The 24,708-nt window shown below is 74.5% G+C and carries 19 protein-coding genes; 10 read left to right on the top strand and 9 right to left on the bottom strand.

All coding sequences use genetic code 11. From position 1 onward, the window contains the following. Both ABD841_RS11535 and ABD841_RS11530 read left to right on the top strand, forming a co-directional pair. Nucleotides 1–3,251 (top strand): SbcC/MukB-like Walker B domain-containing protein (locus tag ABD841_RS11535; RefSeq protein WP_344970484.1); only part of this gene is annotated, 3,251 nt, incomplete at its 5' end. 75 nt (nt 3,252–3,326) lie between these two features. Next, entirely contained in the window at nt 3,327–3,482 is a 156-nt protein-coding gene (locus tag ABD841_RS11530) for a TipAS antibiotic-recognition domain-containing protein (RefSeq protein WP_344970482.1), read from the top strand. A gap of 337 nt (nt 3,483–3,819) precedes the next feature. Here the strand turns inward: ABD841_RS11530 and ABD841_RS11525 are convergent, their stop codons facing one another. Next, complete coding sequence (locus ABD841_RS11525; protein ID WP_344970480.1) at nt 3,820–4,926, bottom strand: serine hydrolase domain-containing protein; 1,107 nt, start codon at nt 4,924–4,926, stop codon at nt 3,820–3,822. Nucleotides 4,927–5,001: 75 nt separating this feature from the next. Then, complete coding sequence (locus tag ABD841_RS11520; protein WP_344970479.1) at nt 5,002–5,673, bottom strand: DUF4097 family beta strand repeat-containing protein; 672 nt, start codon at nt 5,671–5,673, stop codon at nt 5,002–5,004. Nucleotides 5,674–5,915: 242 nt separating this feature from the next. Here ABD841_RS11520 and ABD841_RS11515 point away from each other — a divergent pair, with 242 nt between their 5' ends. The 3 genes from ABD841_RS11515 (at nt 5,916) to ABD841_RS11505 (ending at nt 8,867) form a co-directional block, all read left to right on the top strand. Further along, entirely contained in the window at nt 5,916–6,650 is a 735-nt protein-coding gene (locus ABD841_RS11515; RefSeq protein ID WP_344970494.1) for a helix-turn-helix domain-containing protein, read from the top strand. Nucleotides 6,651–7,854: 1,204 nt separating this feature from the next. Continuing rightward, nucleotides 7,855–8,394, top strand: a complete 540-nt coding sequence (locus ABD841_RS11510; RefSeq protein ID WP_344970477.1) for a calcium-binding protein — start codon at nt 7,855–7,857, stop codon at nt 8,392–8,394. A 44-nt stretch (nt 8,395–8,438) separates the two neighbouring features. Continuing rightward, on the top strand, nt 8,439–8,867 hold the full coding sequence (locus tag ABD841_RS11505) for a hypothetical protein (RefSeq protein ID WP_344970496.1): 429 nt from the start codon (nt 8,439–8,441) through the stop codon (nt 8,865–8,867). A gap of 24 nt (nt 8,868–8,891) precedes the next feature. Here the strand turns inward: ABD841_RS11505 and ABD841_RS11500 are convergent, their stop codons facing one another. The 4 genes from ABD841_RS11500 to ABD841_RS11485 all read right to left on the bottom strand — a co-directional run bounded on the left by ABD841_RS11500 (nt 8,892) and on the right by ABD841_RS11485 (nt 15,096). Then, nucleotides 8,892–9,287 (bottom strand): ester cyclase, encoded by a 396-nt coding sequence (locus tag ABD841_RS11500; protein WP_344970475.1) that lies wholly within the window; start codon nt 9,285–9,287, stop codon nt 8,892–8,894. 114 nt (nt 9,288–9,401) lie between these two features. After that, nucleotides 9,402–12,596 carry a coiled-coil domain-containing protein gene (locus ABD841_RS11495; RefSeq protein ID WP_344970474.1) on the bottom strand — a complete coding sequence of 1,065 codons (3,195 nt, stop codon included), beginning with the start codon at nt 12,594–12,596 and terminating at the stop codon, nt 9,402–9,404. Between the two features lie 108 nt (nt 12,597–12,704). Further along, nucleotides 12,705–13,889, bottom strand: a complete 1,185-nt coding sequence (locus ABD841_RS11490) for a hypothetical protein (protein WP_344970472.1) — start codon at nt 13,887–13,889, stop codon at nt 12,705–12,707. After that, the gene (locus tag ABD841_RS11485) at nt 13,879–15,096 is read right to left on the bottom strand and encodes a hypothetical protein (RefSeq protein ID WP_344970471.1); all 1,218 of its coding nucleotides are present in this window, start codon (nt 15,094–15,096) and stop codon (nt 13,879–13,881) included. Before ABD841_RS11485 ends, ABD841_RS11490 begins: the two co-directional genes overlap by 11 nt. Before the next feature lie 397 nt (nt 15,097–15,493). On the opposite strand from ABD841_RS11485, the gene ABD841_RS11480 reads away from it, so the two are divergent. From ABD841_RS11480 to ABD841_RS11460, 5 genes are all read left to right on the top strand, one after another. Beyond that, entirely contained in the window at nt 15,494–16,282 is a 789-nt protein-coding gene (locus tag ABD841_RS11480) for a sporulation protein (RefSeq protein WP_344970469.1), read from the top strand. A gap of 260 nt (nt 16,283–16,542) precedes the next feature. After that, nucleotides 16,543–17,397 carry a DUF5753 domain-containing protein gene (locus ABD841_RS11475; RefSeq protein ID WP_344970467.1) on the top strand — a complete coding sequence of 285 codons (855 nt, stop codon included), beginning with the start codon at nt 16,543–16,545 and terminating at the stop codon, nt 17,395–17,397. A gap of 75 nt (nt 17,398–17,472) precedes the next feature. After that, nucleotides 17,473–17,856, top strand: coding sequence for a hypothetical protein (locus ABD841_RS11470; protein WP_344970466.1), 384 nt, complete (start codon nt 17,473–17,475; stop codon nt 17,854–17,856). Further along, the gene (locus ABD841_RS11465; RefSeq protein WP_344970464.1) at nt 17,834–18,205 is read left to right on the top strand and encodes a hypothetical protein; all 372 of its coding nucleotides are present in this window, start codon (nt 17,834–17,836) and stop codon (nt 18,203–18,205) included. The genes ABD841_RS11470 and ABD841_RS11465 overlap by 23 nt, the downstream gene beginning before the upstream one ends. 70 nt (nt 18,206–18,275) lie before the next feature. Beyond that, nucleotides 18,276–18,950, top strand: a complete 675-nt coding sequence (locus tag ABD841_RS11460; RefSeq protein WP_344970463.1) for a response regulator transcription factor — start codon at nt 18,276–18,278, stop codon at nt 18,948–18,950. A gap of 116 nt (nt 18,951–19,066) precedes the next feature. On the opposite strand, the gene ABD841_RS11455 is transcribed toward ABD841_RS11460, so the two are convergent. The 3 genes from ABD841_RS11455 to ABD841_RS11445 are packed head-to-tail and all read right to left on the bottom strand — an operon-like array spanning nt 19,067 to nt 24,635. After that, entirely contained in the window at nt 19,067–21,103 is a 2,037-nt protein-coding gene (locus tag ABD841_RS11455) for a prolyl oligopeptidase family serine peptidase (protein WP_344970461.1), read from the bottom strand. Further along, nucleotides 21,100–22,875 (bottom strand): ATP-binding cassette domain-containing protein, encoded by a 1,776-nt coding sequence (locus ABD841_RS11450; protein WP_344970459.1) that lies wholly within the window; start codon nt 22,873–22,875, stop codon nt 21,100–21,102. Before ABD841_RS11450 ends, ABD841_RS11455 begins: the two co-directional genes overlap by 4 nt. Before the next feature lie 44 nt (nt 22,876–22,919). Further along, nucleotides 22,920–24,635: an ATP-binding cassette domain-containing protein gene (locus tag ABD841_RS11445; RefSeq protein WP_344970458.1), complete on the bottom strand. Its 1,716-nt coding sequence runs from the start codon at nt 24,633–24,635 to the stop codon at nt 22,920–22,922. Between the last annotated feature and the right edge of the window lie 73 nt (nt 24,636–24,708).

Below are 24,708 nucleotides of genomic sequence, written 5' to 3'. Positions count from 1 at the left end.
CCCGCCCCGCCCCGCCCCCCCGCCACCCCGAGGCGCTGGCGCGCGGCCGGGCGCTGGAGGAGACCGCCGAGGAGCGCGCCGACCTGGAGACCCTCCTGGCGGAGGCGGCCGCCGCCGACCGGGTGCTGCCGCTGGTCCAGGAGGCCGAGCAGCGGGCCGAGGCCGCGGCGAAGGCCCGGCGGCTGGCCGCCGACGCCGGCGCCCGGGCCCTGCCGCTGCTCGGCGCCGCCCCGGGGAGCGGCCGGGAGACCGGCAGGGGCGGTGGCGACGGCGTCCGAGACGGGTACGAGGGCGACGGCGACCGCCGGGAGAGCGTCCGGGCCGGACACGAGGCCGACGGCGACCGCCGGGAGGTCATGCTGGAGCACCTGGCGGCCCTGGAGCGTGACCGGCAGGGCGAGATCACCCGCCTGGGCGAGCTGCGCGTCGAGGAGGGGCGCCTGGCGGAGATCGTCCGGGAGCGCGAGCGGGCCCGCCGGGAGATCACCGAGCTGGCCGCCGCGCAGGCCGCGGCCGACGCCCGGCTGGAGGTCATCCCCGGCCTCCGGCACGGCGTGGAAGAGCGTCTGACCGTCGCCCGCCTGGAGGCCGCCCGGATCCCGGCCGCCGAGTCGGCGGTGGAGGCGGCGGTCACCCGCCTGCGGGCGGCCGAGCACCGTGACCGCCTCGCCGCGATGCTCACCGCCGCCCGCGCCGAGCGGGCCGCCGCCCTCACCGCCCTCCCCGCCGGGGACCGCGAGGCCCTGCCGGCCGGCGGTGACGGCACCCTGCGGTCCCACGGCGGGGGCGCTCTCCGGCCCGGTCATGAGGCGTCTCTCCCGCCCGGCGGCGCGGGGGCCGGGGCGATGCCGTCCGGTGGAACCGGAGCGTCCGGCCGCGACGGGGGCGAGACGGTCCCGTCCGGTGACGACCGGGCCGAGACGGCGCCGCCCGGCGCGGCGGGCGAGCTTCGCCGGGTGCTGGGCGAGGTCCGCGAGGCGCTGGGCCGGTGGGAGCGGGAGCGGCGCGAGGAGCTGGCCGGGCTGGAGGGGCTGCGCGCCGACGAGACCCGGCTGGCCGAGCTGGACGGGCTGATCGCCGCGCTCGACGCCGAGCTTGAGGAGGCGGCCCGGCAGGAAGCGCGGCTGCGCGACGTCCAGGACGGGCTGCCCGCCGTGTCGGCGGTGGCCGAGGCCCGGCTGGGTGAGGCCAGGGCGGCCGCGGCCGGGATCCCGGCGGCGCGGGCGGGCACCGAGGCCGCGGCCGCGGTGCTCGGCGCGGCCCGGCGCCGTGACGCCCTCCGCGCCGAGCTGGAGAGCGCACGCACGGCCCAGGCGGAGGCCGTCGACCACGCCCAGGCGCTCCGCGACCGGCACCAGGACATCCGCCGGGCCAGGATCGACGCCATGGCCGCCGAGCAGGCCGCCAAGGCCGACCCCGGCGATCCCTGCGTGGTCTGCGGCTCGCCCGACCACCCCGCCCCCGCGGCCCCGGCCGTCCGGGCGCCCACCGCCGACGACGAGCGCGCCGCCCAGAGCGCCTACGAGGCGGCGATGGAGCGGCGCCAGGCCGCCGGCACCGCCGTCACGGCGCTGGCCTCCCGGTTGGAGGAGGCCGTCGCCGTCGCCGGGGACGTGACCGTGGAGCGGGCGGCGGAGATCCTCGCCGAGGCCGAGCGGGAGCTCGCGGCCCTGACCGCCGGGGCGGGCGCCCAGGAGGCCCTGGCCGCGGAGGTCGACCGGATCGCGGCCGAGCTGGACGCCGCACGGGCACGCGCCGCCGAGGTCGCCCGCCTCCTGGCCGAGGGCCGCGCCCGCCACGCGGGCTGGCGGGCCGAGCGCGAGCGGATCTCCGCCCGCCTTGACGGGGCCCGCGGCGCCGACCCCACGGTCCGGGCCCGCCGCGACCGCCTCACCGGGGTGGCCGCGCTCCTGTCCGCCGCGGTCGCCGCGGCGACCCGCGCCGTGGAGGCCGAGGCCGCCCACCGCGAGGCGTGCGACAGGACCGACCTGGACGTGCGGGTCGCGGCGGACGAACTGGCCGGGGCGGAGCGGGCGCTCGCCTCGCTGCGGGAGTCCGCGGGCGCCGAGGAGGCACTGGCCGCCGACGCGGCCGGGATCGCCGCCGTGCTCGCCCGGCTGCAGGAGCGCTCACGCGAGCTCGCCGTCGGGCTGGCCGCCCGCCGCACGGCCGTGGAAAGCCTCACCGCCGACGCCGAGCGACTGGCCGCGCGCATCGACGAGGCCCGGGGCGACGACCCGACGCTGGCCGCCAGGCTCGACCGGCTCGCCGACGAGGCCGGGCTGCTCCGGGAGGCGGTCGAGGCCTCCCGGGAGGAACGGATCACCGGAACCGAGGCCGTCGCCGCCCGCGACCGGGCGCTGGCGGCCGTCGTCGAGGCGGGCTTCCTCGATCTGGACGACGCCCGCGCGGCGGTCCGCTCTCCCGCGGAACGGGAGAAGAGAACGGCGCGGCTGCTGGAGCTCGACAGGGAGAGCGCCGCCGTCGCCGCGGCGCTCGCCGACCCCGAGCTGGTCGCCGCCGCGGCGGAGCCCGAGCCGGACCTCGCCGGGCTGCGGGCGACCCGCGACACGGCGGAGGCGGCCCACGCGGCCCTGCTCTCCGAGCGGAACCAGGCCGAGGCCCGCCTGACCCGGCTCACCGCGCTCCGCGCCGAGCTGGACACCTGCCTGGAGCGCTGGCTGCCCGCCGCCGACCGGCACCGGCTCGCCGACCGGCTCGCCGCCCTGACCGGCGGGAACTCCACCGACAACCGGTGGAACATGCGGCTCTCGTCCTACGTGCTCGGCGAGCGGCTCCGCCAGGTGGTCGACTCGGCCAACGAGCGGCTCGACCACATGTCGGGCGGGCGCTACCTCCTGGAGCACAACCGCAACCGCTCGGCCGGAGACCGCAGCAAATCAGGCGGCGGGCTCGGCCTGCACGTCCTGGACAGCTGGACGGGCCTGGGGCGTGACCCGGCGACCCTGTCGGGCGGGGAGAGCTTCATCACCTCGCTGGCGCTCGCCCTCGGCCTGGCCGACGTGGTGACCGCCGAAGCCGGGGGAGTGGAGCTCGGCACGCTCTTCGTCGACGAGGGCTTCGGCACCCTGGACGAGGACACCCTGGACGGCGTCCTCGACATCCTTGACGGCCTGCGCGACGGCGGCCGGGCGGTCGGCATCGTCAGCCACGTCGCCGAGCTGCGCACCCGCATCCCCGCCAAGCTCCAGATCAGGAAGGAACGCCGCGGGTCCACCATCCGGCAGTGACATCCCCGCCCGGGACCGTGACGTGGCGACCGGCCCGGAAGGTGCCGCTCGCGTGTCGCGCGCCCGCCCCTTTCGATGCAGGTCTGCCTGGGAAGGAAGTACGTCGCCGATCCTGGCTTCACGGCCTCCTACGACGCGATCGAGCCAGGTCTGACCGGCTGGCTTCGGGACATCATCGACGCCAACGCCCGCGATCGGGGCATCGACCCGGATTCGGCGACGTGGACCTGACGCACCCGCGCCCGCGTCACCAAGTGCGCCCCCGGTAGTCCTGTCGAAGCCGTCCCCGGATAGGCCGCGTGTTCCGGACAACATGCCTGAGTCGCGCGCCGCCATCGCGGTTGGAGGCGCAGGTCAGAGTTCTCGGATGGGTGGTGATGCACGTGATGATGGACTGGTTTTACATACATGGTCCTTCCGGGGCACAACGCTCCGGGCGCGACGAAACGCCTGACCAAGCGGTCGTGTGTGATGAAACCGCCCGGTTTGTCGTGCGTGACCGCCCGGTCGCCCGCGCCGCCACCGGCCGCCCTCGCACCTACTGTTCCCGGGCCTGCCGGCAACGCGCCTACCGGGCCCGCCCGCCGCCGAACACCTCCCTGACGAGCCGCTGCGTCGCCTGCTGGAACGCCGCTGCCAGGGACAGTGCGGCGTCGTCGACATAGTTCAGCGCGGCGGTCAGGGTCTTACCGCCGTCGGGCGTGCTGTACATCAGCGCCGCGTGGCCCGCCATGCCGCCGTTGTGGGTGATGACAGTGCCGCCGTTTCCGTCCTCCGTATCCTGCACGAACACCCCCAGGCCGTAGCCGACCTTGGGATGCGGTGTGCACATCTCGGCCAGCAGCTCGGCCGGCAGAAGCTTGCCGCCCATCAGCGCGGAGATGAACGTGTGGAGGTCCTGGGTGGTGGAGATCATGTCACCGCCGGTGGAGATCCAGGAGGGGTTCTGGCGGGTGACGTCGACCGTCTTTTCCTGGCCGGTGTCCTCGTACCGGTAGTAGGCGTGGGCATGCGGCTCGGGGATCTCCGGGCTGGTGTCCGGCACCACGGTGTCCGACAGCCCGAGCGGCCCCAGGATCAGCCGCCGCATCTCCTCGGCGAGTGAGCGGCCGGTGACCTTCTCGATCAGCAGCCTGGCCAGCACGTAGTTGGTGTTGGAATAGCTCCAGTCCGTCCCCGGCGCGAACCGCGCCGGCTTGGACAACGCCAGCCGTACCAATTCCTCCGGCCGGTAGGTTGTGAACCGGTTGTCCGCCCACTCCTGGCCTGCGGTCGTGGCGGGGATCCCCGGCGCGAACGTCCCGTCGTCGTAGTACTCGCCGGTGAAGTTGAACACCCCGCTGGTGTGCTGCAGCAGCATCCGCACCGTGATCCGCTCATCCAGCCCGAACTCGGGCAGGTGGTCGGCCGCCGGGTCGTCCAGTCCGATCGCGCCCTCGGCCACCAGTTGCAGGACCAGGGTCGCGGTGAAGGTCTTGGTGTTGCTGCCGATCCGGACGTACCCGTTCGTCGGCGGCTTGGCGGCCTCGCCGAGCTTGGCCGCCCCGGCGCTGCCGACCCACTCGCCCCGCTCATCGTGCACGCGCAGCTGCACCCCGGTGAAACCGGAATCGATCATCTCCTCGATGGCCTTCTGCAGCTCCGGGCGGGCCTGGTCGGAACGAGTGACGGACATGGTGGTGTGCTCCTTCAGAACTGTTGCGAAATTCAACTGAACGGACGGGATCGCTGCGCCTGAGGGGTGCCCCTCTCACAGGCTGCGGGCGGTGATGTCGCCGTAGGCGGTGGTGGCGTGGATGTTCAGGCCGGCAGCGGCGCCGTCGGTGTTCTTGAGCGCGTTGTGGATGCGGCCATGGGTGGTGCCGGCATCCAGGGACGCGGAGGCTCCGTGGGCGGCGCCGACCGAGATGTCGCCGTGCTCGGTGCGCAGCGTGACTGCGCCGCGCACGGCCTCGGTGATGCGGAGGTCGCCCTTCTGGGTGCTGATCTGGGCGGGACCGCCCAGGCGGCCGACCGAGACGTCACCGGACTGGAGGGTCAGGTGGGCGCTCGCGGCCTCGTCGAGCTTGACCGCGCCCTGCGCGCCGGTGAAGGAGACGTCGCCGAGCCGTCCGACGCCCCGGAACTCGGCACTGGCCGCCTTCGCCTCGATCCGCGAGCCGGCGGGCAGCTGGATGGTCACCTCGATGGACCCGGAGGGGCCGAAGAGCTGGTTCTTGGGCTCGCGGGTGTGGATCCGCAGGACGCCGTCGCCGTAGGCGACCGTGGTCTGCTCCGCCGCCTTCACATCGCGGCTCTTGGAGGCGTCCGCAGGCAGGACCTCGACCGTGGTGTCGGTCCGGTCGGCGGCGATGAACCGGATGTGTCCCGCGGGGATGTCCAGGACCGCCGAGACCGGGGCGGGGGTGTCGAACTTCTGCATGGTGCTCTCCTTCGTCTGCGTCGTGCGCTCCGTCGGCCTGTTGTTTCCGACAGTGGAAACGCTACGTTGCTTTCACGGATCTGGCAACATACGCGTTGCGTAAATCCTTTATCAATGCAGGTAGAAGCTATAAACTCATTGCAATGGTCTTAAATCTAACGCAACAACTCGATCTCGTTTGTTGCAATTGATTGAGAGTGAACGCTATGGTGGAGACACCACGGACCACGAAGGAGACCGCGATGCCGGGCGGCAGACTCACCCAGCAGGAACGCCAGCAGATTGCGCTGGGACTGGCCGACGGCCTCGCCTACGCGGAGATCGCCAGACGCCTCGACCGTCCGACCTCGACGGTCACGCGCGAGGTGATGCGCAACGGCGGCCCCACCGCCTACCGCGCCGACCTCGCCCACCGCGCCACCGAACGCCGCGCCCACCGCCGCAGAAAGGCCGCGCCCCGGGACCCCAACACGCCCCCGCAGGCCCACGGGCGCGATGCCGAAGCCGTACGCGAGTACGAGGAGACGTTCACCACCGTCTTCATGCAATCGGGCCTGCCCAAGATGACGGCCCGGGCGCTGGCCAGCCTCTACACCACCGACACCGGCAGCCTCACCGCCGCCGAACTCGCCGGGCGCCTCCAGGTCAGCCCGGCATCCGTCTCCAAAGCGGTCACGTTCCTCGAAAGCCAGGGCCTCATCCGCCGCGAACGCGACGAACGCCGCCGCGAACGCTACGTCGTCGACGACGAAGTCATGTACCAGTCCACGATGGCCAGCGCCCGATCTACCGCCCACCTCGGCGAGATCGCCCGCCAAGGCGTGGGCATCCTCGGCCCCGGCACCCCGGCCGCCGTCCGCCTGGAGAACATCGCCCGCTTCGTCGACTTCGTCTCCGAGAGCATCGCCCGCGCCGCGGACCAGGCCCGCGAGATCCTCCACACGAAACCCGAAACGATCTCGGACGGCGCCACCTGAGCCGCGTTCGGATCGCGGGCAGGCAGCCTCGGCGACCGCTCGGCCGCTCGGCATCGCGGCGATCCTGGAAAACCGTGACCGCTTCGCCTGCCGACACGTAGTCACCATCGTGTGTGGCGGCAACGTCGACGTAGACGCCTATCACCGCTGAGTCGGTGCGGCTCCCACTCACGGGTCTTGACAATTGCCCGTCGGCGGATCGATAGGCCGCGACATCAAGAGCTTGACGGCCGGCACTACGGGCCTGAGGATGATCTCCGTACCCGAGCCGCCGGCATCCCACTGGATGAGGGCAGCGATAGCGATCGGCGCCCATGCGGCAGAAACACGCCGCGCCGCCGTATCCCCGCAGGTCATCGTCATCATGTCCGGCTGGTGCCGGTCTGGAGATGTACCGGATGACGTGCCCGAGCCGTGCAGCTGTCGTCTTCACACCGTCGCTGGTCAGCGGCACCGCGACATTGGCGATGTACGCGATCACGGTCTCTTATCCGGTACATCGCCCCGGCCCACGGTGTCCTTCCGGCGTACTTCGGCCGCCCCCGCACCTGGTCTGCAGGATGGGCGTGTTGAAGAATTCCGGGTCCCGCCACAGGAAGCCGGAGAACCTCCGCCAGGCGGACTGTCGTTCCTCGGGTGGGTCGCGTCCGCCCTGCGCAGCCGGGCGGACGACACGCAGGGCGGCGCGTAGGGCGGCCCGGATCTTCCGCTCAGGAAAGGGCGCGCGGAGAATCCGGATGTACCACTTCTCCGCGGGCGGCGTGTAGGGCATGCGCAGGTAGGCGCAGATCACGTCCACGACGCGCTGCTGCGACACGGGGGTGTGCTCGGCGAGGCGTTCCAGGGCGTACAGGTCGGCCGACCGGTAACGATCGATAGACCATCGAGATCACAGCGGGTGGCGGAGGGCTGTGCTCATCCCCGGCAGGGTGTTCAAGAAACGTGTCGGGAACCCGGGGCGTCCAAGAAGCCGCACGAGACCCTTTTCACCGCGGCTCAGGGGGCTGGCGACGGCGCCGAACTCGCTGCCGGCGAGGCCTCCGCGGTGTAGAGGACAGGAAGGCCGCTGGTCAACGAACTAGTACGCCTGGCCAGTGCGTCTTTGTGCGATGAGCCGCGGATGAGACTCCCTCACAGTGTTCCAGGGGCCCGAACCGACACATCATTGAGGGGAACCGGAATGTTCAACACCAACACGGGTCGCATGCGCAAAAGCGTGGGTATGGCCCTGGGATTCGTCACCGTCCTGTTCACCGGCGCCGTGGCGCTGGCCGGACCGGCGTCGGCGGCCACCGTCACCGCGCAGCTCGACAGCGGCAGGATCCTCGTCAACGGCAGCTCGGTGGACGACGGGATCGAGATCACGCTCAACCTGGCGGGCACCGTGGTGACCATCAGCAATACGCTCGGCTCGGTCGCGGCCGGTTCTGGCTGCACGCAGTCGGGGAGCGAGGCGAAGTGCCCGGCCGGTGGGATCGATCGCGTCGATGTGTTCGCGGGGGACGGCATCGACTCGATCCGCAACGAAACGAACCTGCCGAGCACGCTCTCCGGCGACAACGGCATCGACACCGTCAACGGCGGCTCCGGCGCCGACATCCTGTTCGGCGGTTTCGGTGACGACAAGCTCAACGGCAACGGGGGCAACGACCGCCTGATCGGCAGTGTCGGCCACGACACGCTCAACGGCGGCGCCGACACCGACCGCTGCGACGGCGAAGTCGAGACCAACTGCGAGCTGTAGGCGCACACACGACCGCCCCCGCCGGACGGACCGGCAGGGGCGGTTTGCCGTTCGTCGCGGCTTCGCCTGCCCAGCCGGCCGAGGAAGAAAGCGCGGCGGCGGTTTCTCCCACGCCCACCGCTACGGCTTCACCCGCCTCGTCCTGGCCGCCGTCGCGCTCCTGTACGTACGCCCAGGCGGGCCTGCGCATCGACGTCAAGCGCGCCCGGGTGTCCAAGCCCGGCGAGCCCGACACCCTCACCCGCGCCGAGCAGGGCCGCCTGGAACGCGCCGCGGCCCGCTGCGGCGCCCGCGACCGCGTCACCGTGGCCACGCCGCTGTACGCCGGGGCCCGGGTCGAGGAGTGCGCCCGGCCGCAGGTCCCCGACGTCATCCTCACCTCTACGTCGCTTTGGCGGTCACTGTGGACGGCGAACGCGACATCCTCGGGCTGCGGGCCGGTGCCGGTGGCGAGGGTGCCAAGTTCCGGCTGACTCGGTCTGCCCCCGAGCCGGCGGTTACCCGGTCTCCCCCACGACACCGGCGACCTGCCGGCGGAAGCCGAGCATGTCCATCACGCGCCAAGCCTCGACGATCTTGCCGTTGGCGAACCTGTCGAGGGTGACTCCGGTCAGGGTGACCTGCCGGCCGTCGTGGGTCATGGTGGCCGTCCAGCGCGTGGCCACCCTGTCGCCCTCGGCGACCTGATCCTCGATGGCGAAGACCAGGTCGGGGTAGGTGCCGCGATGACGGGTGATGGACCTCTTCATCCCTGCCAGCCCCTGGGCGCCGTGCGGGTCGTACGGGTCATGGTGCACCACGTCGACGGCGACGAACTCGTCAAGACGGTCCAGATCGCCGCTGCTCCACACCTCGAACGCGGTGCGCGCGGCCGTCTTGTGCGGTGAGGACACTGGTTGTTCTCCTTCGTCCCGGCTTCATCCCGCACGGTACACCCGTCATCGCCCAAAAACCGATCAATGGCCCGTGGGGGGCGGACGGCGCGGTCCGCCACGCGCGGGCACGGCTCAGCGGCTCACCGCCGAGGCGAGGACGCGGACCCGGTCGGCGTGCCGGTCGTGCCCGATGACCACCGGTGGCTCGTTGTACGGCATGGCGTCCGAAGAACGGCGCAGCTTGATGTACTGGCCGCAGGCGTCGACCGCGTAGGGCTCCATGTCGTCCTGGAGCGCGCCGATCACCGTGATCCCGTACGTCTCGCCGATCCGCCTGAACAGGGCCACGGCCTCCCTGCGGTGCTCCTTGCCGAGGTTGCGGCCCAGCTCGTCGAGGACCAGGCACAGGTGCCCGCCGCCGGAGGAGGCGATCGCCGCCGCGCAGACCAGCTTCACCGCCTTCTCGTCCATCAGCGCGGTGTTGGCCCGCCGGTTGTACGGCACGAAGCCCTGGCCCTCGCCCCGCCGCCACTTCGGCGTCACCCGCCACGCCCAGCGCTGCTCCGGGTCGGCCGGCGCCGCCGGGACCGGGAACTCCAGCGTCGCGCCGTAACCGCCGTAGGAGGTGTCGAGCCGGTCGAACTCCTCGGCGACCCGGGCCAGCCGCGCCTTGATGGCGGCGGTCAGCGCGGCCCGGTGCACGGCGGTGGACTGGGCGGCCTCCTCGGCGCCCTTGGCGGCGGCCGTCAGATCCCGCTGCCGGGTGGCGATCTGGGTCTCGATCTGACGGCGCTGATGCCGCTCGTACTCCTCCTGGCCGCGCAGGTAGGACGAGAGCGCCGAGCACACCCCGGGGAAGGTCGCCTGCTCGCGGGCGGTGCGCCCGGCGCCCGGCGCCGCCCGCTCCCGGACCAGGAAACGCAGCTCCTCGGGCATCTCCTCGTCGTCACCCGGGAAGGTGTCGCGCAGCGCCTCGTCGAGGCGGCGTTCGGCGGCCCGCCACCACTCCTCGGCCGTCAGCGGGCGCTCCTGCTCGTCCAGAGCGGCCAGCCACTCGCGGGCGCCCTCGACCGTCCCGCCCCATTCTCCGGCCAGTGCGTCCAGCCCGAGCGCGTCGCGGTCGGCGGAGACCTTCGCCGCCTGGCCCGCCGCCTGGTCGCGGTCGGCCTCGTGCCGGGCCCGGCGGCCCTCCAGGCGCTCGATCTCCATGTTCCTGGTACGGGCCCGGAAGTCGAGGGTGCTCGCCCGGCGCTCGGCCTCCTCCACCCGCGGGGCGATCTCGGTCAGCGCCGCGGTCAGTTCGGCGAGCGCGCCCCGCCGTTCGGCCAGCCGCCGCTCGATGTCGGCGAGCTGGACGGCGGCCTTGGCGCCCTCCAGGCGCCGGCCGGCCTCGGCCACCGCGTCCTCGGCGGCGCGCACCGCCCCCGCGGCGCTCTCCTGCACGTCGCGGGCCCGGTGCAGGCGCTGCTCCGCGGCCTTGATGCGGGCCTCCCGCCCGGTGACCGCCGCCTCGAACGATCCCACGACGGTGACACCCGCGGCGCTGACCAGCACCGAGCCGGGCAGCCCGGCCAGCGCCCGGGAGGCCGCCGCCAGGTCGGCCGCGTCGACGATCACCGCGTGCTCGTGCGGCCACCCTCGCGTCCCCAGGGCGGTCGCCGCCCGCCCGCCCCGTCCCGGCGTGGCCTCGTCGTCGCGGGCCTGCTCGGCCACGTCGATCGCGTCCAGCAGGCCGGTCGCCCCGACGCCCGCCTCGGCCAGCGCGTCGAGCTGGGCCGCCGCCGGCCCGCCCTCCGCGTCGTCCAGCGCCGCCCGGGCCCCGTCGACCTCGCGGTCGGCCACGCCGAGCGCCTTCAGCGCCTCGTTCAGGCGGGCCCTGGCCTCGGCCAGCTCGGCGCTCGCGGTCGCCACGTCGCGCCCGTCGGCCAGCCGGCGCTGCTCCTCCAGACCGGGGATCCAGCCGCGCAGCTCGTCGACGGAGTTCTCCGCCACCGCCCGGTCGGCGTCGAGCTTGGCGGCGCGGGCCTGCAGCGTGGCGAGCTCCCGGCGGGCCTCGGCCAGGCCGCGCTCCAGCGTGTCGTCCTTGAGCGTGGCGATCTCCGCCTTGACCTCGGCGATGGCCTCCGTGGCGCGCTCGGCCGAGGCCCCGGCTCGCTCCAGCTCCGCGGTCAGCGTCTCGTCCCGCTGCGCGGCGTCGACGAGCCTGCGCGCCAGCCGCCCCCGCCAGCAGCGCATGGCGTCGGCCAGCCGGACCCGGGCCCGGTCGCGCCGGTCGAAGGTCGAAAGGAGCGTGCGGGACTCGCCCTCGAACTCCCGGAGCAACTCCACCGCCCGCGTCGCCCGCACCCGCTTGGCGTGCTCGTCGCGGCGGGCCTCCCGCTCCTGGTCGAGCTCGGCGTCCAGGCCGGTCAGCGCGGCGATCGCCTCGAAGACGCGTTCGGGGGAGATCTCGTTGAGCGGCTGGGAGAGCAGGTTCGTGGCGACCTTGCTCCGCACCGAGGTCGACAGGAAGGACACGCACCTGACCCGGTCGCCGTACAGGAACCTGGTCAGGTCGCGGGCCACCACGTCGCGGCGGCCGGCCGAGCGCGGCAGCGTCGCCCATGTCTCGTCGGCCCGGGCCACCCGCTCCGCCTCCGAGGGGGCCGAGGCCAGCCGGACCCCCGGCGCCCACCGGATCTCCAGGTGCGGGGCCTCCTGGTTGACCCGGAGCCACACGGTCACCGCGTCGTCCACCGAATCGGGGGCCGCGAAGACGCCGACGATGTAGCCGTGGTCGGCGCTGGCCCACGTCCGGCCGCCGCCACCCGCGGCGAGCTCGGCGTTGAACAGCAGCTCGGCCACCGACTTGGCGCCGGAGGCGAAACGCCACTGCTCGTCGCCGAGCAGTGCGGTGATCATCGCGATGAACGACGACTTGCCGGCGCCGTTGGAGTCCTTCGGCCCGGCGCCCGCGACCACGATGAGCGTGCCCGGGACGGTCGGCACCGGGTGCGTCGACAGGCGGGAGATGTTGACCGGCTGCACGGCGATCAGCACGCGGTCGCCCACCACGTTCTCGGTCGGCGCGGTGGAACGGGCCTCCACGGGCACCAGGCTCGCCTGCGTGCCGTGCGCCGCGGACGCGCCTGTCCCGTCCGTTCCGCCCGTGCCCGTCCCGCCCGTCCGGGAGGCCACGGTCGCGCCCTTGCCGGCGGACGTGGCGGCCGCGGTCGCGCCCGGCCCGGCGTTCCCGGCGGTGTCCGCTCCGATCCCCCCGGTCGCCGCGGCGGCCTTCGTCCCGCGCCTGCGCGGGCTCTTCGCGGACTGGTTCCGCTCCTCGGTCAACCCCGTGTTTCCTTTCTCGTCTTCCGCGCCGCCCCCGGGCGGGGCGGTCGGGCCTCCGGCCGCCACGCCGGGCGCCGTCTCATCGTCCGGGAGCCGCCCGGCGGGCGCTCACCGCCGGTTGGCTCGTACGGCCGCGGCCAGCGGGGTGTGCGGCCCCGCGGCCAGGATCAGCTCCTCCTGCAGGCGGCGCCTGGCCTGCGGAGTCAGCCGGTGGAACTGCGGTCCCGGCACGTAGCCGCCGGCCTCCTCGCCGGCCTTGACCTGGGTCACCAGGCCCGCGTGGCGCAGGGTCCGCAGCGCGGCCTCCAGCTCGCCGATCGGCAGTTTGGTGTGCCGCCGAAGCTCCTCGATCTGGGCGGGGAACGGTGAGAGCCAGCTGTCGGCGGGCAGCAGGCCGTCGGCCCGGGGAATCGCCACCGAGTGCACCAGCACCAGCACCAGCACCGCCCGCTCCGCCTCGCCGGGACCGGCGTCCGCCCCGGCGACCACCCCGTCGGCGTAGCCCGAGGTCCATGTTTCGCGGTCGTGGATCAGGACCCGGCCGCGGCGCTGGAGCATCTCCGCGAGCGCGCGGCGGAGCACCGGGTCGCGCAGCGCGGCGAACCGGGCCTCGTGCACCGGCTCGGCCGCGTGCTCCACCGCCATGAACGCGGCGACGATCTCGGCCCGGCGCCGCTCGTCGAACGGGCCGAGCAGGTCCTCGTCCACGCCCTCGGGGACCGTGACGCTCGCGGCGGCCTCGCCGGCCGCGTCGCCGTCCAGCACCGGCAGGACATCCGTGCCGCCGGCCGCCGCCTCGCCCGTGGGCAGACGGCGCACCAGCTCGCGGAGCTGGGCGTGGGAGGCGGTCGGCCAGGACGCGCACCGGGGGCCGAGCCGCACCATGCCGTCGGCGACCTCCAACCACGCGGAGTCGTGCAGGCGGCGCAGCGCGCCGACCGCCCAGTTGCGCATCAGGTCGTCGCCGCGCCCGATCAACGCCCGGTAGGCCGCGAGCACGTCGTCGACCGGGGCGGCGGAGCCGGGCCACGGATCGGCCGCCAGATCGGTCCAGCAGCACTTGAGCGCGGCGGCCAGCACCCGCCTGGTCTCCCCGGAGCGCTCCACCGGGACGGGGGCCACCTGGTACTCCTCCAGGAGGGCCGGGGTCGCCCCGTCGGGCCAGACCGGCAGCGCCAGGCCCGTGCCGTCGCCCCGTGCCAGCCGGGCCATCCCCGGCGGGGCCGCCTCGTCGGCCGCCAGCGGCAGCGGCCCGGTCGCCCTGGCGCGGACGTGTGCCAGCTCAGGTGTCACCGCCGGTCCTTTCCAGACGGCCGTGGGAGAGCCAGGCGGGCTCGGCGCCGGGATCGGCGGTCAGCCCGTCGGACCAGCGCAGGCGGTAGGGGGCGTCGGGGCGCAGGTCGGCCGCGACGAGGTCGGCCAGCAGGCGGCGGGCGGAGACCCACTCGCCGCCGGCGGCCAGCAGCTCCTCCACCGGCGCGGAGGAGCGCCCGCCCAGCGCGGCCTCGGCGACGGCGGCCAGGTGGTCGAGCCCGCCGGTGGCGGCGTCGTAGGTGTCGGCGGGGCCGGAGTCGGGCAGCGCCGAGCGCGGGGGAGTGGGCTGGGCCGGGGCCGGCCGGGGGCTCTCGTCCACGGCTCGGACGATCGCCGCCGGGTCGTGCCAGGGCGCGGGGGCGTCGAAGACGAAGCCGTCGAGCACCGCGGCCAGGCGCTCCTTGCCGGCGGTCTGCGCGAAGGTGCGCCAGGTCTCCGCGGGCAGCAGGGTCAGGTTCCTGGTGGTGCCCGCGGAGTCGGCCAGGCGCCCGGCGGCCCGGCGGGAGGCGTCGCTGTAGGCGTAGATCGCCGCGCGCAGCTCGGTGCAGGTGCGGTCGAGGTCGGGCCAGCGGGTGAGGATCGTGCCGTGCAGGCTCTGCGCCCGGCGGGCGATCTCCTCGGTGCCCCAGAGCTTGGGGGCCTGCTCGCGCAGCTCCTCGATGGTGCCGGCGAGCAGGGTGATCAGCTCCAGTGCCCAGAGCCGGAAGGCGCGCGACAGGTTCTGCGCGCTGACGCGCGCCTCCTCCATGGTCGTGCGCGGATCGGCCACGTTGAGGTCTTCGAGCGCGAGCAGCCGGTGCATCTCCGACTGGCCGCCGTCGTCCATCATCCGGCGGATGAACATCAGCCCCACCACGCTGGTGAACGACGCACGGTAACGCAGCTGGTTGGGTTTGGGGAACACCTCGCGGACGGCGCCGAGCCCTTTGAGGACCCGGAGCCGGTTCTCGAACTGGTCGAGCGGGTAGGCCCGGCAGACGTGGCGCATCTGCTCGTGGGTCAGCCACTCCTCACCGGCCTCGGCGAACGCCGCGAACAACGTCTCGGCGATGTCGACCAGCGCGGGGTCGTCCACCACCGCGCCGCTGTCGCGGGCGAGCGCGGCGAACATGCGGCGGTAGGTCGCGAGCACCGCCTCCTCGGTGAGGGCCGAGTCGAGTGTGATCTCGTGGTTCGTCTCAGGCACGCGCCCTACCGTAAGGCTTCCGCGCGACAATCCCCGCCCTGACGGCCGTGGCGGGCGGTGGCGGGCGGTTCCGGCCCCGCTCCGGTCCGAGGTGGCGGGCGGTTCCGGCCTCGCTCCGGCCCCGCTCCGGTCCGAGGTGGCGGGCGGTTCCGGCCTCGCTCCGGCCCCCGGCGAGGTCGTGCCGATCGCCGGTGCGCCCGGGTCCGGACCGGGGCCCGGGTCCGGACCGGGACGGGCCGACGCCTCCGCCTCATTTTCCGCGGAGGGTGGCCGCGCACGCCTGTGTCCGGTGAGACTTGTGGGAACCGCCGTTCCTGGCCAATCGTTTGATGTCGCGATCAGGTCGTACGGAACCGAACGCATCAGGCCATACGGTACCGGACAACAGGAGGAAATCTTGATCTTCAAACGGATGCTCGGAGCCCTCGGAGTCGGCGCCCCGTCGGTGGACACCATCCTGGCCGCCCGCCGGGTGCGGCCGGGCGGGCCGCTGCGCGGCGAGGTGATGATCAAGGGCGGCGACTACGACGCCGACATCGAGTACGTCGCGCTGGGATTGGTCGCCCGGGTGGAGACCGAGCACAGCGGGGGCGAGCATGTCGGCTTCACGGAGTTCCTCCGCTCGGAGGTCTCTGGACCGTTCCGGCTGCGGAAGGGAGAGGGCATGAGCATCCCCTTCGACTTCCCCCTCCCCTGGGAGCTCCCGATCACCGTGCTCCAGGGCCGGCACCTGAGCGGCATGGCCATGGGGGTGCGCACCGAGCTGGCGATCGCCGCGGCGGTCGACAAGAGCGACCTCGACTCGTTGGAGGTCGAGCCGCTGGACTCCCAGGAAGCCGTGCTGCGCGCCTTCTCCCAGCTCGGTTTCCGTTTCCGGAGCGCCGACCTGGAGCGGGGGTACATCCGGAACTCACGGCAGGAGCTGCCGTTCTACCAGGAGATCGAGTTCTACGCGCCCCCCGCCTACTCCGGACGGATCAGCGAGGTCGAGCTGACCTTCGTCACCACCCCCGACGGCCTGGACATCGTCCTGGAGGCCGACAGGCGCGCCGACTACCGCAGGCCGAGCAAGGACGTCTACGGACGCTTCAAGGCGAGCCACAAGGAAGCGCTGCAGCAAGACTGGGCCGCTCAGATCAACAAGTGGCTGGCCAGCGTGGCCGGTGGGTACGGCCACAAGGGCTAGCACGCCGGTCGCGACCCGTACCCCTTCTCACGCGTCATCGCGCCGGTCGCGACCCGTACCCTCTTCCTTCCCCGTGGTGCCACCGCGCCGGTCACCGCCCCCGCCCCGCCCCCGCGCGGGTCCGGATCAGGCGGGCCCGGCCTCCCCGGCCCGGGGCGCCCGCTGATTTCCTCGCAACAATTCGCAACTCCTGAGACAGTGCGCAACCGGAGGAATACGGTCAGATCACCGATTTCCCCCGCGGTGACGAGGTGACGGAGATGGCGACCTCCACAGCACGCATCGACGAGGCCAAGGGCATCCTCGCCGCCCGGCTCAGGGCGCTGCGCGCCCGTGCCGGGCTGACCGGCCGGGCGCTGGCGGCAAGGACCGGCCTCGACCACACCAAGATCTCCAAGATCGAGAACGCCGTGCAGATGCCGAACCAGGCCGACATCCGGATCTGGTGCGAGGCCTGCGACGCCGACGAGCAGGTGGTCGACCTGATCGCGGCGGCCCAGAACATCGAGGCCATGTACACCGACTGGCGCCGCCTGGAGGAGACCGGCCTCGGCCACGTCCAGCGCTCCTTCCAGCCGCTGTACGAGAAAACCCGCCAGTTCCGGGTCTGGCAGCACTCGGCCGTCCCCGGGCTGTTGCAGACCGCCGACTACGCCCGAGGGCACATGCGGGCCGTCATCGACTTCCGCGGCCTTCCCGACGACCTCGACGCCGCGGTCACGGCCCGGCTCAAGCAGCAGGAGGTGCTGCTCAACGGTGCCAAGCGGTTCGCGTTCATCATCGGCGAGCAGGCGCTGCGCACCCCGGTGGTCGACCCGGAGCGGATGGCCGCCCAGCTCGACCGGCTGATGGAGCTGACCTCGGGCGTGGCGAACATGTCTTTCGGGATCGTCCCCGCCACCACCCGGCCGCCGCTCATGCCGCCGGAGAACTTCTGGATCTACGACGACGACCGGGTCCGCGTCGACACCGTGCCGGGTCAGATCCAGCACAGGGCCCCGAGCGACGTGGCCGCGTACGAGAAGGCGTTCCAGGCCCTGAGCGGCGCCGCGGCCTACGGGAAGCAGGCACGCGACCTGCTGCGACGCGCGGCGGGCGAGCTCGGCCGGGCGTAGCCTCGCGCGAGCCCGTCTCGCAACATCGCGCAACACCGTTGAGACGGGCGTTCGGCGATCTCTAGCCTCACCAGCGTGACCGTTGATCACATGACCCATGACGAGCTCGCGCTCCCCGCCGCCGAACTCCGGGCCGGTGAGCTGGCGGACATTCTGGCGCGATCCCATAACATCCCCGCGGACGTGCACCGCCTGCCCTCCGGCGAGGTCGTCGTCTCCGTCTACTACGGGCTGGTGACCCGCCTCGACGACCGGGGCCGCTTCTGGTGGGTCGTCCCGGCCTCCGCGGGCCGGGGCAGACCGCTGTGGACGAGCGCCGTGACCCCGGTCGTCGCCGCGCACCGGATCGCCCGTCACTACCGGGAGCTCCGGGCTCGGCCGCTCTCCCACCTGATCAGGGACGGCTACCTGCTGACCGACGTCCTGCTGGACCATCATGCCGCCGCGTCCCCGATCTGACGCCGCCGAGGTCCACGCCGCCGAGCAGGTGCAGGCGGGCGCGTACGGGTGGGTGGTGATGTGGCGTCCGTGGCGCCAGTGCTTCACCGCCTGGGAGTGCCGCGACCCGGACCGGGTGCGGATCGTCGAGGCCCGCTCGGCCGGCGAGCTGCTCGCGCGCATGCGGACCGTCGAGGCGGAGCTCCGGCGGGCGGTGTCCCCGGTGTCCCCGGTGTTCCCGGCGTCCCCGATGTCCCCGACGCTCCCCGCGTCCCCGGCCCCACCCGTCCCGGCCGGGAAGCCGCTCCCCAACTGGACGGATCATGGTTCCCCGCCACGCGTTCCGGTGTTTAACTCGGACCGGGAGTAGTCGCTCGAATCCCATGAGTGACGTCCCCGTCCGTAAGCACCGGCGCACCGTGGCCCAGGGGAGACGATTCGTGATAAGCGTCCTGATCGCCGAAGACATGCACCTGGTCCGCGGGGCCATGGTCGCCCTGCTCTCCACGGAGCGGGACATCGAGGTCGTCGGCGAGGCGGGTCACGGTGACGAGGTGGTCCCCGTGTGCCTGCGCCACCGGCCGGACGTCGCGCTCATCGACATCGGCCTCCCCGGCACCGACGGCCTCACCGTGACCCATGAGCTGAGCAGGCGGCTCCCGGGGTGCAAGACGGTCATCCTGACCGCGCTCGCCACCCCGCCGGCGCTGCGGCGTGCGCTGGACGCGGGGGCGCGCGGCTTCGTCGTCAAGGACAGCCCGGCGGGCCAGCTCGCCGAGTCCGTACGCCGGGTGGCCGCCGGGGAGCGGGTCGTCGACCCCGAGCTGGCCGTGGCCGCCCTGCACGCCAGGAGCAACCCGCTCACCGCCCGCGAGCTCGAGGTCCTGGAGACCGCCGCGGAGGGCGTCCCGGTCGGCGAGATCGCCGCCCGTCTCTGCCTGTCCGGCGGTACGGTCCGCAACCACCTGGCACGGATCCTCGCCAAGGTCGGCGCCCGCACGCGGGTGGAGGCGGTCAGGATCGCCAGGGAGGCCGGCTGGATCTGGTCCGACGACGTCCCCGGGCGCGGCCTGATCCGCCGCCACTCCTCCCGCCGGCCGCCCGAGGCCCGCTGACCGCCCGAGGCCCGCTGACCGCCCGAGGCCCGCCGGCCGCCCGGGTCCCGCCGGCTGTCCGAGGCGGCGCGCGGCATCCCGGCCCGGCACTCCGCTCCAACGCCCCCGGCGCGCCACTACCGGCCGTCCGCCTCGGTGCCGCCGGCCGTCCGCCTCGGCACCGCCGGCGGGCGCAGGCCGGTGTGGGCGGCGAGGAAGGCGAGCATGTCGGCGGCCAGGCCGACGGCGCGACCCGCCGCCCGGGGACCGTGGCCGACGCCGTCCTCGTGACGCAGCAGGATCGGGCGTGAGCCCGAGGTGGCCCACTGCAGGGCCGCGCACATCTTGCGCGCGTGCAGGGGGTCGACGCGGGAGTCGCCGCCGAAGGTGGTCAGCAGCGTCGCCGGGTAGTCGACCCCGGCCGTCACCCGGTGGTAGGGGGAGTAGCCCAGCAGCCAGCCCAGCTGCTCGGGGTCGTCGGCCGAGCCGTACTCCGACCGCCACGCGGGGCCCAGCCCCGTCCGCTCGTAGCGGACCATGTCGAGCAGCGGGGCCGAGCAGACGGCGGCGGCGAACAGGTCGGGGCGCTGGGTCAGCGCGGCGCCGACCAGCTTGACGCCGTTCGACTCGCCGCAGGCGGCCAGCTGCCCGGCGGTGGTCCAGCCGTCGGCGATCAACCGCTCGGCCGCCGCGGCGAAGTCGTCGAAGACGTTCTGCTTGCGGTCGAGCATGCCGTCGCGGTGCCACGCCGCGCCCTCCTCGCCGCCGCCGCGGAGCTGGGCCAGGGCGAAGACCCCGCCCGCCTCGACCCAGGGCAGGACGTAGCTGGAGTACGAGGGGGCGAGGGAGAGCCCGAAGCCGCCGTAGCCGTACAGGATCGCGGGCCGGGGCCCGGAACCCGGCCGGGCCAGCACGACCATCCGCACCGGCGTGCCGTCCGCCGAGGCGCAGACCACCTGGCGGGCCCGCAGCTCCGGTACCGTGACCGTGCCGGGCGCGGCGGCCCACGGAGACGTCCGCCCGGTGCGCGTGTCGTAGCGGTGCACGCCCGGGGGCGTGACGCTGTCGGTGTAGGTGAACCAGACCTCGTGCCCGCCCTCGGGGCGGGTGGTCATCCCCGCGGCCGTGCCGAGACCGGGCAGCGGCACCTCGCCGCGCCGCCTCCCGGTCGCCAGGTCGTGGACGCCGATCTCGCTGATCGCGTGCCGGGTCCGGGCGACGAGGAGCACCGGACCGGCGACGGCGAACTCGCCGATCACCGCCTCCGGATCCTCGCCGACCAGGTCGACCCAGTTCTCGGCCCCCGGGCGTGCCGGGTCGGCCACGCACAGCCGCCCGCGGGGCGCGTCGAGCGTCGTCAGCAGGTACAGGCGCCCGTCGCGGCCGACGGCGGCCGCCGTCACCGCGCCCGTCTCCCGCTGCACCACCCGCAGGTCGGGACGCTCGGGGGAGGAGGCGGACAGGTCGGCCAGCCAGAGGTCGTTACCGCCGTCGCCCGCCGCCGAGACCGTCAGCCAGCGCCCGTTGTGGCTGATCTCCAGGCCCCAGGACCGCTCGTCGCCCAGGATCACCACGTCGTCCTCGGCCGGGGTGCCGAGCCGGTGCAGCCGGACCCGGCGGTCGCGGACGTAGAAGAACGCCTTCCCGTCCGGCAGCCACGCCACCGGCGCGTACCGGCACCGGTCGATCGGGCCGTCCACGACCCGCCCGGTGGCGACCTCCATGACGCGCAGCTCCGACCGCTCGTCCCCGTGCCGGGACAGCTGGTAGGCCAGCAGCCGGCCGTCCGGGGCGGGCTGCCAGCGGTCGAGCGTGGTCAGCCCGCTCGGGTCGAGCCCCGCCGGGTCGACCAACGCCCGCTCCGCCCCGTCCGGGCCGGCCGTGTGGAGCACGGCGTGCTCCTGCGCGGTCGTGCGGCGCAGGAAGAACCGGCGCCCGCCGCGCCAGACCGGCGCCGAGACCGTCCCGGCGCCGGTGAGCTCGGCGACCCGGGCGCGCCATGCGTCGCGGCCGGGCAGCGCGGCGGCGTGGTCGCGCCACAGCTCGTCCTGGGCGGTCGACCAGCTCCGCGTATCGGGACTGTCCGGGTCTTCCAGCCACCGGTACGGGTCGGGGACGGCCCGGCCGTGCAGGTGGTCGACGACCGGGAGCCGCTCGGCGGGAGGATAGATCACGGCACCAGCTCCTGTGTGCTCGAAGGGTTCCAGCGACCGGCGAGGTCCGCGTACAGGGGGGAGGCGGCGAGCATCTCCTCGTGTGTGCCGATCCGGACGCTGGTGCCGTCCATGACCAGGACCCGCCGGGCGCGCAGCGCCGAGGTCAGGCGGTGGGCGACGACGAGGAGCGTGCCACCGCGCTCGGCGAACGCCCGCTCCGCGCGGGCCTCGGCCGCCGGGTCCAGGTGGCACGTCGCCTCGTCGAGGATCACCAGCCTGGCCGGGGCGAGGTAGGCACGGGCCAGGGCGACCAGCTGGCGCTCGGCCGGGGAGAGCAGGCCGGGGACGATCTCGGCGTCATAGCCGCCCACCCGCGCGACCAGGCGGGTCAGCCCGACCGCCGCCACCGCCCCGTCCACCGCCTCGCGCGGGGCGTGGGCGAGGTAGGTCAGGTTCGCGAGCAGGGTGCCGCGGAAGACGTACGCCTCCTGGGGGATCAGCACCCGGTCGGCCGGGTCTAGCCGGTCGGCGGGCACCCCGCCCACCAGGACCAGTCCCGCGTCCGGCCGCAGGACGCCGCTCAGGAGCGCGGCCAGCGTGGACTTGCCGATGCCGCTGGGCCCCACCACGGCGATGTGGTCCCCGTCGGGGACGGACAGGTCGAGGCGGTCGATCACCGGCTCGGCGTGTGGCCCGTAGGCGAACGTCACGCCCCGCAGCTCCGCGCTCCCGTCCCGGGCGGGGCTGCGGCCCGGTGCACGCGCGGGCGGGGCGCCGTCCCGCAGGAGGCGGTCGAGCGCCACCTTCAGCCGGACCCCGTTGATCCCCAGCCCCTCCACCAGGTCGCCCAGCGCGGGGGCCAGCGACTGCGTGACGTAGGCCAGGGCGCCGAGGACCACCCCGGGGCCGGCCCCACGGCCGAGCAGCCACGGAGTCCCGGCCAGCACGAGCAGCGCCGGCAGCCAGCCGCCCACCGCCAGTGACACGGTGCGCAGCGCGGTCACCCGGGCCAGCACCCGGGCCGCGCGCGCCTGCTCCGCCACCCGCAGGCCGACGTCGGCGGCCACCCGCTCCTCGGCCCGGCAGGCGGCGATGTCGCGCAGCCCGCCGACCATGCCGGTCAGCGCCTCGGCGGTGCGCTCGTCGGCCAGGATGAAGTCGCGTTGCCGCCGGGCCAGGGCCCGCAGCGAGAGCAGGAACAGGCCGAGCCCCGCGGCGAACGGGGGCAGCACCAGCGCCAGCACGTCGGGCACCAGGGCCGCCAGCCCGAGCACGACGCTCGCCACCGTGAAGACGAAGGACCTGACCACGGTGACGACCGCGGCGAACGCGTCGCGGGCCAGCTCGACCTGGAGGTTGGCGCGGGCCACCGCCGCCGCGCCCGGCCCGCGGCCGGAGGCGGTCGAGCGGCGCAGCGCGCCGTCGACGACGTGGCCCAGCAGGTCCTCGCGGAACGGCTCCACGATCGCGGCGACGGCCAGCACCACCTGCCGCGCGCCGGCCGCGGCCAGCAGCCAGGCGCCGCCGAGCAGGGCCAGCCAGGCGAACCCGGTCACCGGCCGCCCGGCGGCGAAGCCCTCGTCGACGGCCCGCGCCACGGCGAGGCCGACGACCAGCGCGGGCGCGGCCTCGGCGACGGACCAGGCGCCGAGCCGGACCAGCTGGTACGGGTCACGCCGCAGCGCCCGTCGGACGGGGCGGATCGCGGGGTCGTCCACGAGATCGCCCACGGGGGTGTTCACCGGGTGGCTCACAGCGTCGCCCGCGGGGTCGTTCACGGCGGTGTTCACCGGGTGGCTCGCAGCGTCGCCAACGGGACCGTTCACCGGGCGGTTCACGGGGTGCCCGCCTGGAAGACGGCGCGGTAGGCCGGGTCCGACCACAGGGCGCGGTGGCTGCCGCAGGCGCGCACCCGCCCGCCGTCGAGCCAGATCACCCGGTCCGCCGCCGCCGCGGTCGCGGCCCGGTGGGTCACGATCAGGCGCGTGCGGTCGCGCAGCTCCCCGGCGAGCGCCGCGGCGACCTGGCGCTCGGTGACGGTGTCGAGGCTGGAGGTGGCGTCGTCGAGGATGAGCAGCCGCCGTCCCTGCGCGAACGCGCGGGCCAGGCCGAGCCGCTGCCGCTCGCCTCCGGACATGGGCGCCTCCGCGAGTGGCGTGTCGTACCCCAGCGGGAGCCGCCGCACGAAGGCGTCGGCGCACACCGCCCGCGCGTCGGCCCGCACGACCTCCCCCGGAGCGCCGGTGCCCCCGCGGCGGTGGCGGCCGGTGGCCGCCCCGCGGGCACCGGCGCCCAGGGCGATGGCGTCGCCGACGGTGCCCCCGAGCAGCACCGGGCGTTCGAACGCGTACCCGACGGCCTCGCGCAGGGCCGCGCGGGACAGGTCGGGCAGCGGGACGCCGTCCAGGCTGACCGTCCCGACCGGCGGGTCGGCCAGGCGGCCGGCCAGCGCGGCGAGCATCGATTTGCCGGAACCGGAACGGCCGACCACGGCCACCGCCTGCCCGCCCGGGACGAACACGTCGACGTCGGCCAGCACGCCCGCGCCGACCCCGCGCAGTTCCAGGTCGCCGGGGCCGGCGGGCAGCGACCGCGCACCGTATCCCCTGGGGGGTTCGGCGACCAGCTCCACGACCCGTGCCGCCGCGGCCCGCGCCCTGGCCAGGCGGCTGAGATGTCCCAGGGCCGCGCCGAGGCCCGCGCCGAGCACGACGTACCGGGCGGCGGCGTACAGCTCCCCGGCCGACAGGTCACCGGCGGTCAGCCGGAGCCCGCCCACCCCGAGTACGACCACCTCCAGCAGCGGCACCACGGCGCCCGCCTGGACGCCGGCCCGCGCGTTGGCCCGCCACATCGCCATGGCGTGCCGGCGCAGCCGTGGCAGCGCGGCCAGTACCCGCGCCCGCTCCCGGTCGGCGGTGCCGGCAGCGGCGATCGTGCGGGCCCCGGCGAGCGCGTCGACCAGGCGGGCGGCGATGTCGCCCTGCGCCTCCTGGTAACCCCCGGCGATCGAGGTGCTCGTGGCGAGGAAGGCCCGCAGCACGAGCGCGAGGGCGGCCAGCCCGGCGACCAGGGCCGCGGTCAGCCAGGGGTCGATGAGGGTCAGCGCCACCACACCGCCGGCGGTGGGGATGAGCAGGGCGGCCCCGGTGACGATCGATTCGGGAGCACGCCCGATCTCCTCGGCGTTCAGGCCCATCCGGGTGACGAGCTCCCCCTCGGGGAACCTGCGGGTCATCGCCGGCCCGACGCCGAGGACGTGCCGGACGATCCGTTCCCGCAGCCACGCCGAGGAGCACGCGCCGCTCGCTCCCGCGGCCCAGACGCCCAGACCGTCGCAGGCCACGGCCAGAGTCACGACGGCGGCGCAGGCGGCCGGCCAGGCGGCGGCGCCGGGCCCGCCGGCCACCAGCTCGTCGACGGTCGTCCCCAGCACCAGCGGGAGCGCCAGCTGGGCGGCCGCGCCCAGGACGGAGACGGCCGCGAGGACGGCCGGCCAGGCGCCGCCACGCCGTACGGTCTCGGTCACCAACCGGTCGGCTGCCCGCACGGTCCCTCCTTCCCGGAAACGGGGTGCGCCCGGGACGGCCGTCGCCGGCCGTCCCGGGCGCGGTTCCTCGACT

The organism is Streptosporangium fragile (assembly GCF_039534445.1).
GTDB lineage: Bacteria > Actinomycetota > Actinomycetes > Streptosporangiales > Streptosporangiaceae > Streptosporangium > Streptosporangium fragile.
Note: the sequence above shows the minus strand (reverse complement) of the source record. Positions and strands in the feature narration are given on the sequence as shown.

What these genes read in the sequence shown, in the direction of transcription:
- ABD841_RS11465 (WP_344970464.1), top strand. Translation starts at nt 17,834, where the DNA reads ATGCCGCCGCGTCCCCGATCTGACGCCGCCGAGGTCCACGCCGCCGAG.
- ABD841_RS11520 (WP_344970479.1), bottom strand. Translation starts at nt 5,673, where the DNA reads ATGCAGAAGTTCGACACCCCCGCCCCGGTCTCGGCGGTCCTGGACATC.
- ABD841_RS11525 (WP_344970480.1), bottom strand. Translation starts at nt 4,926, where the DNA reads ATGTCCGTCACTCGTTCCGACCAGGCCCGCCCGGAGCTGCAGAAGGCC.
- ABD841_RS11515 (WP_344970494.1), top strand. Translation starts at nt 5,916, where the DNA reads ATGCCGGGCGGCAGACTCACCCAGCAGGAACGCCAGCAGATTGCGCTG.
- ABD841_RS11530 (WP_344970482.1), top strand. Translation starts at nt 3,327, where the DNA reads ATGCAGGTCTGCCTGGGAAGGAAGTACGTCGCCGATCCTGGCTTCACG.
- ABD841_RS11475 (WP_344970467.1), top strand. Translation starts at nt 16,543, where the DNA reads ATGGCGACCTCCACAGCACGCATCGACGAGGCCAAGGGCATCCTCGCC.
- ABD841_RS11510 (WP_344970477.1), top strand. Translation starts at nt 7,855, where the DNA reads ATGCGCAAAAGCGTGGGTATGGCCCTGGGATTCGTCACCGTCCTGTTC.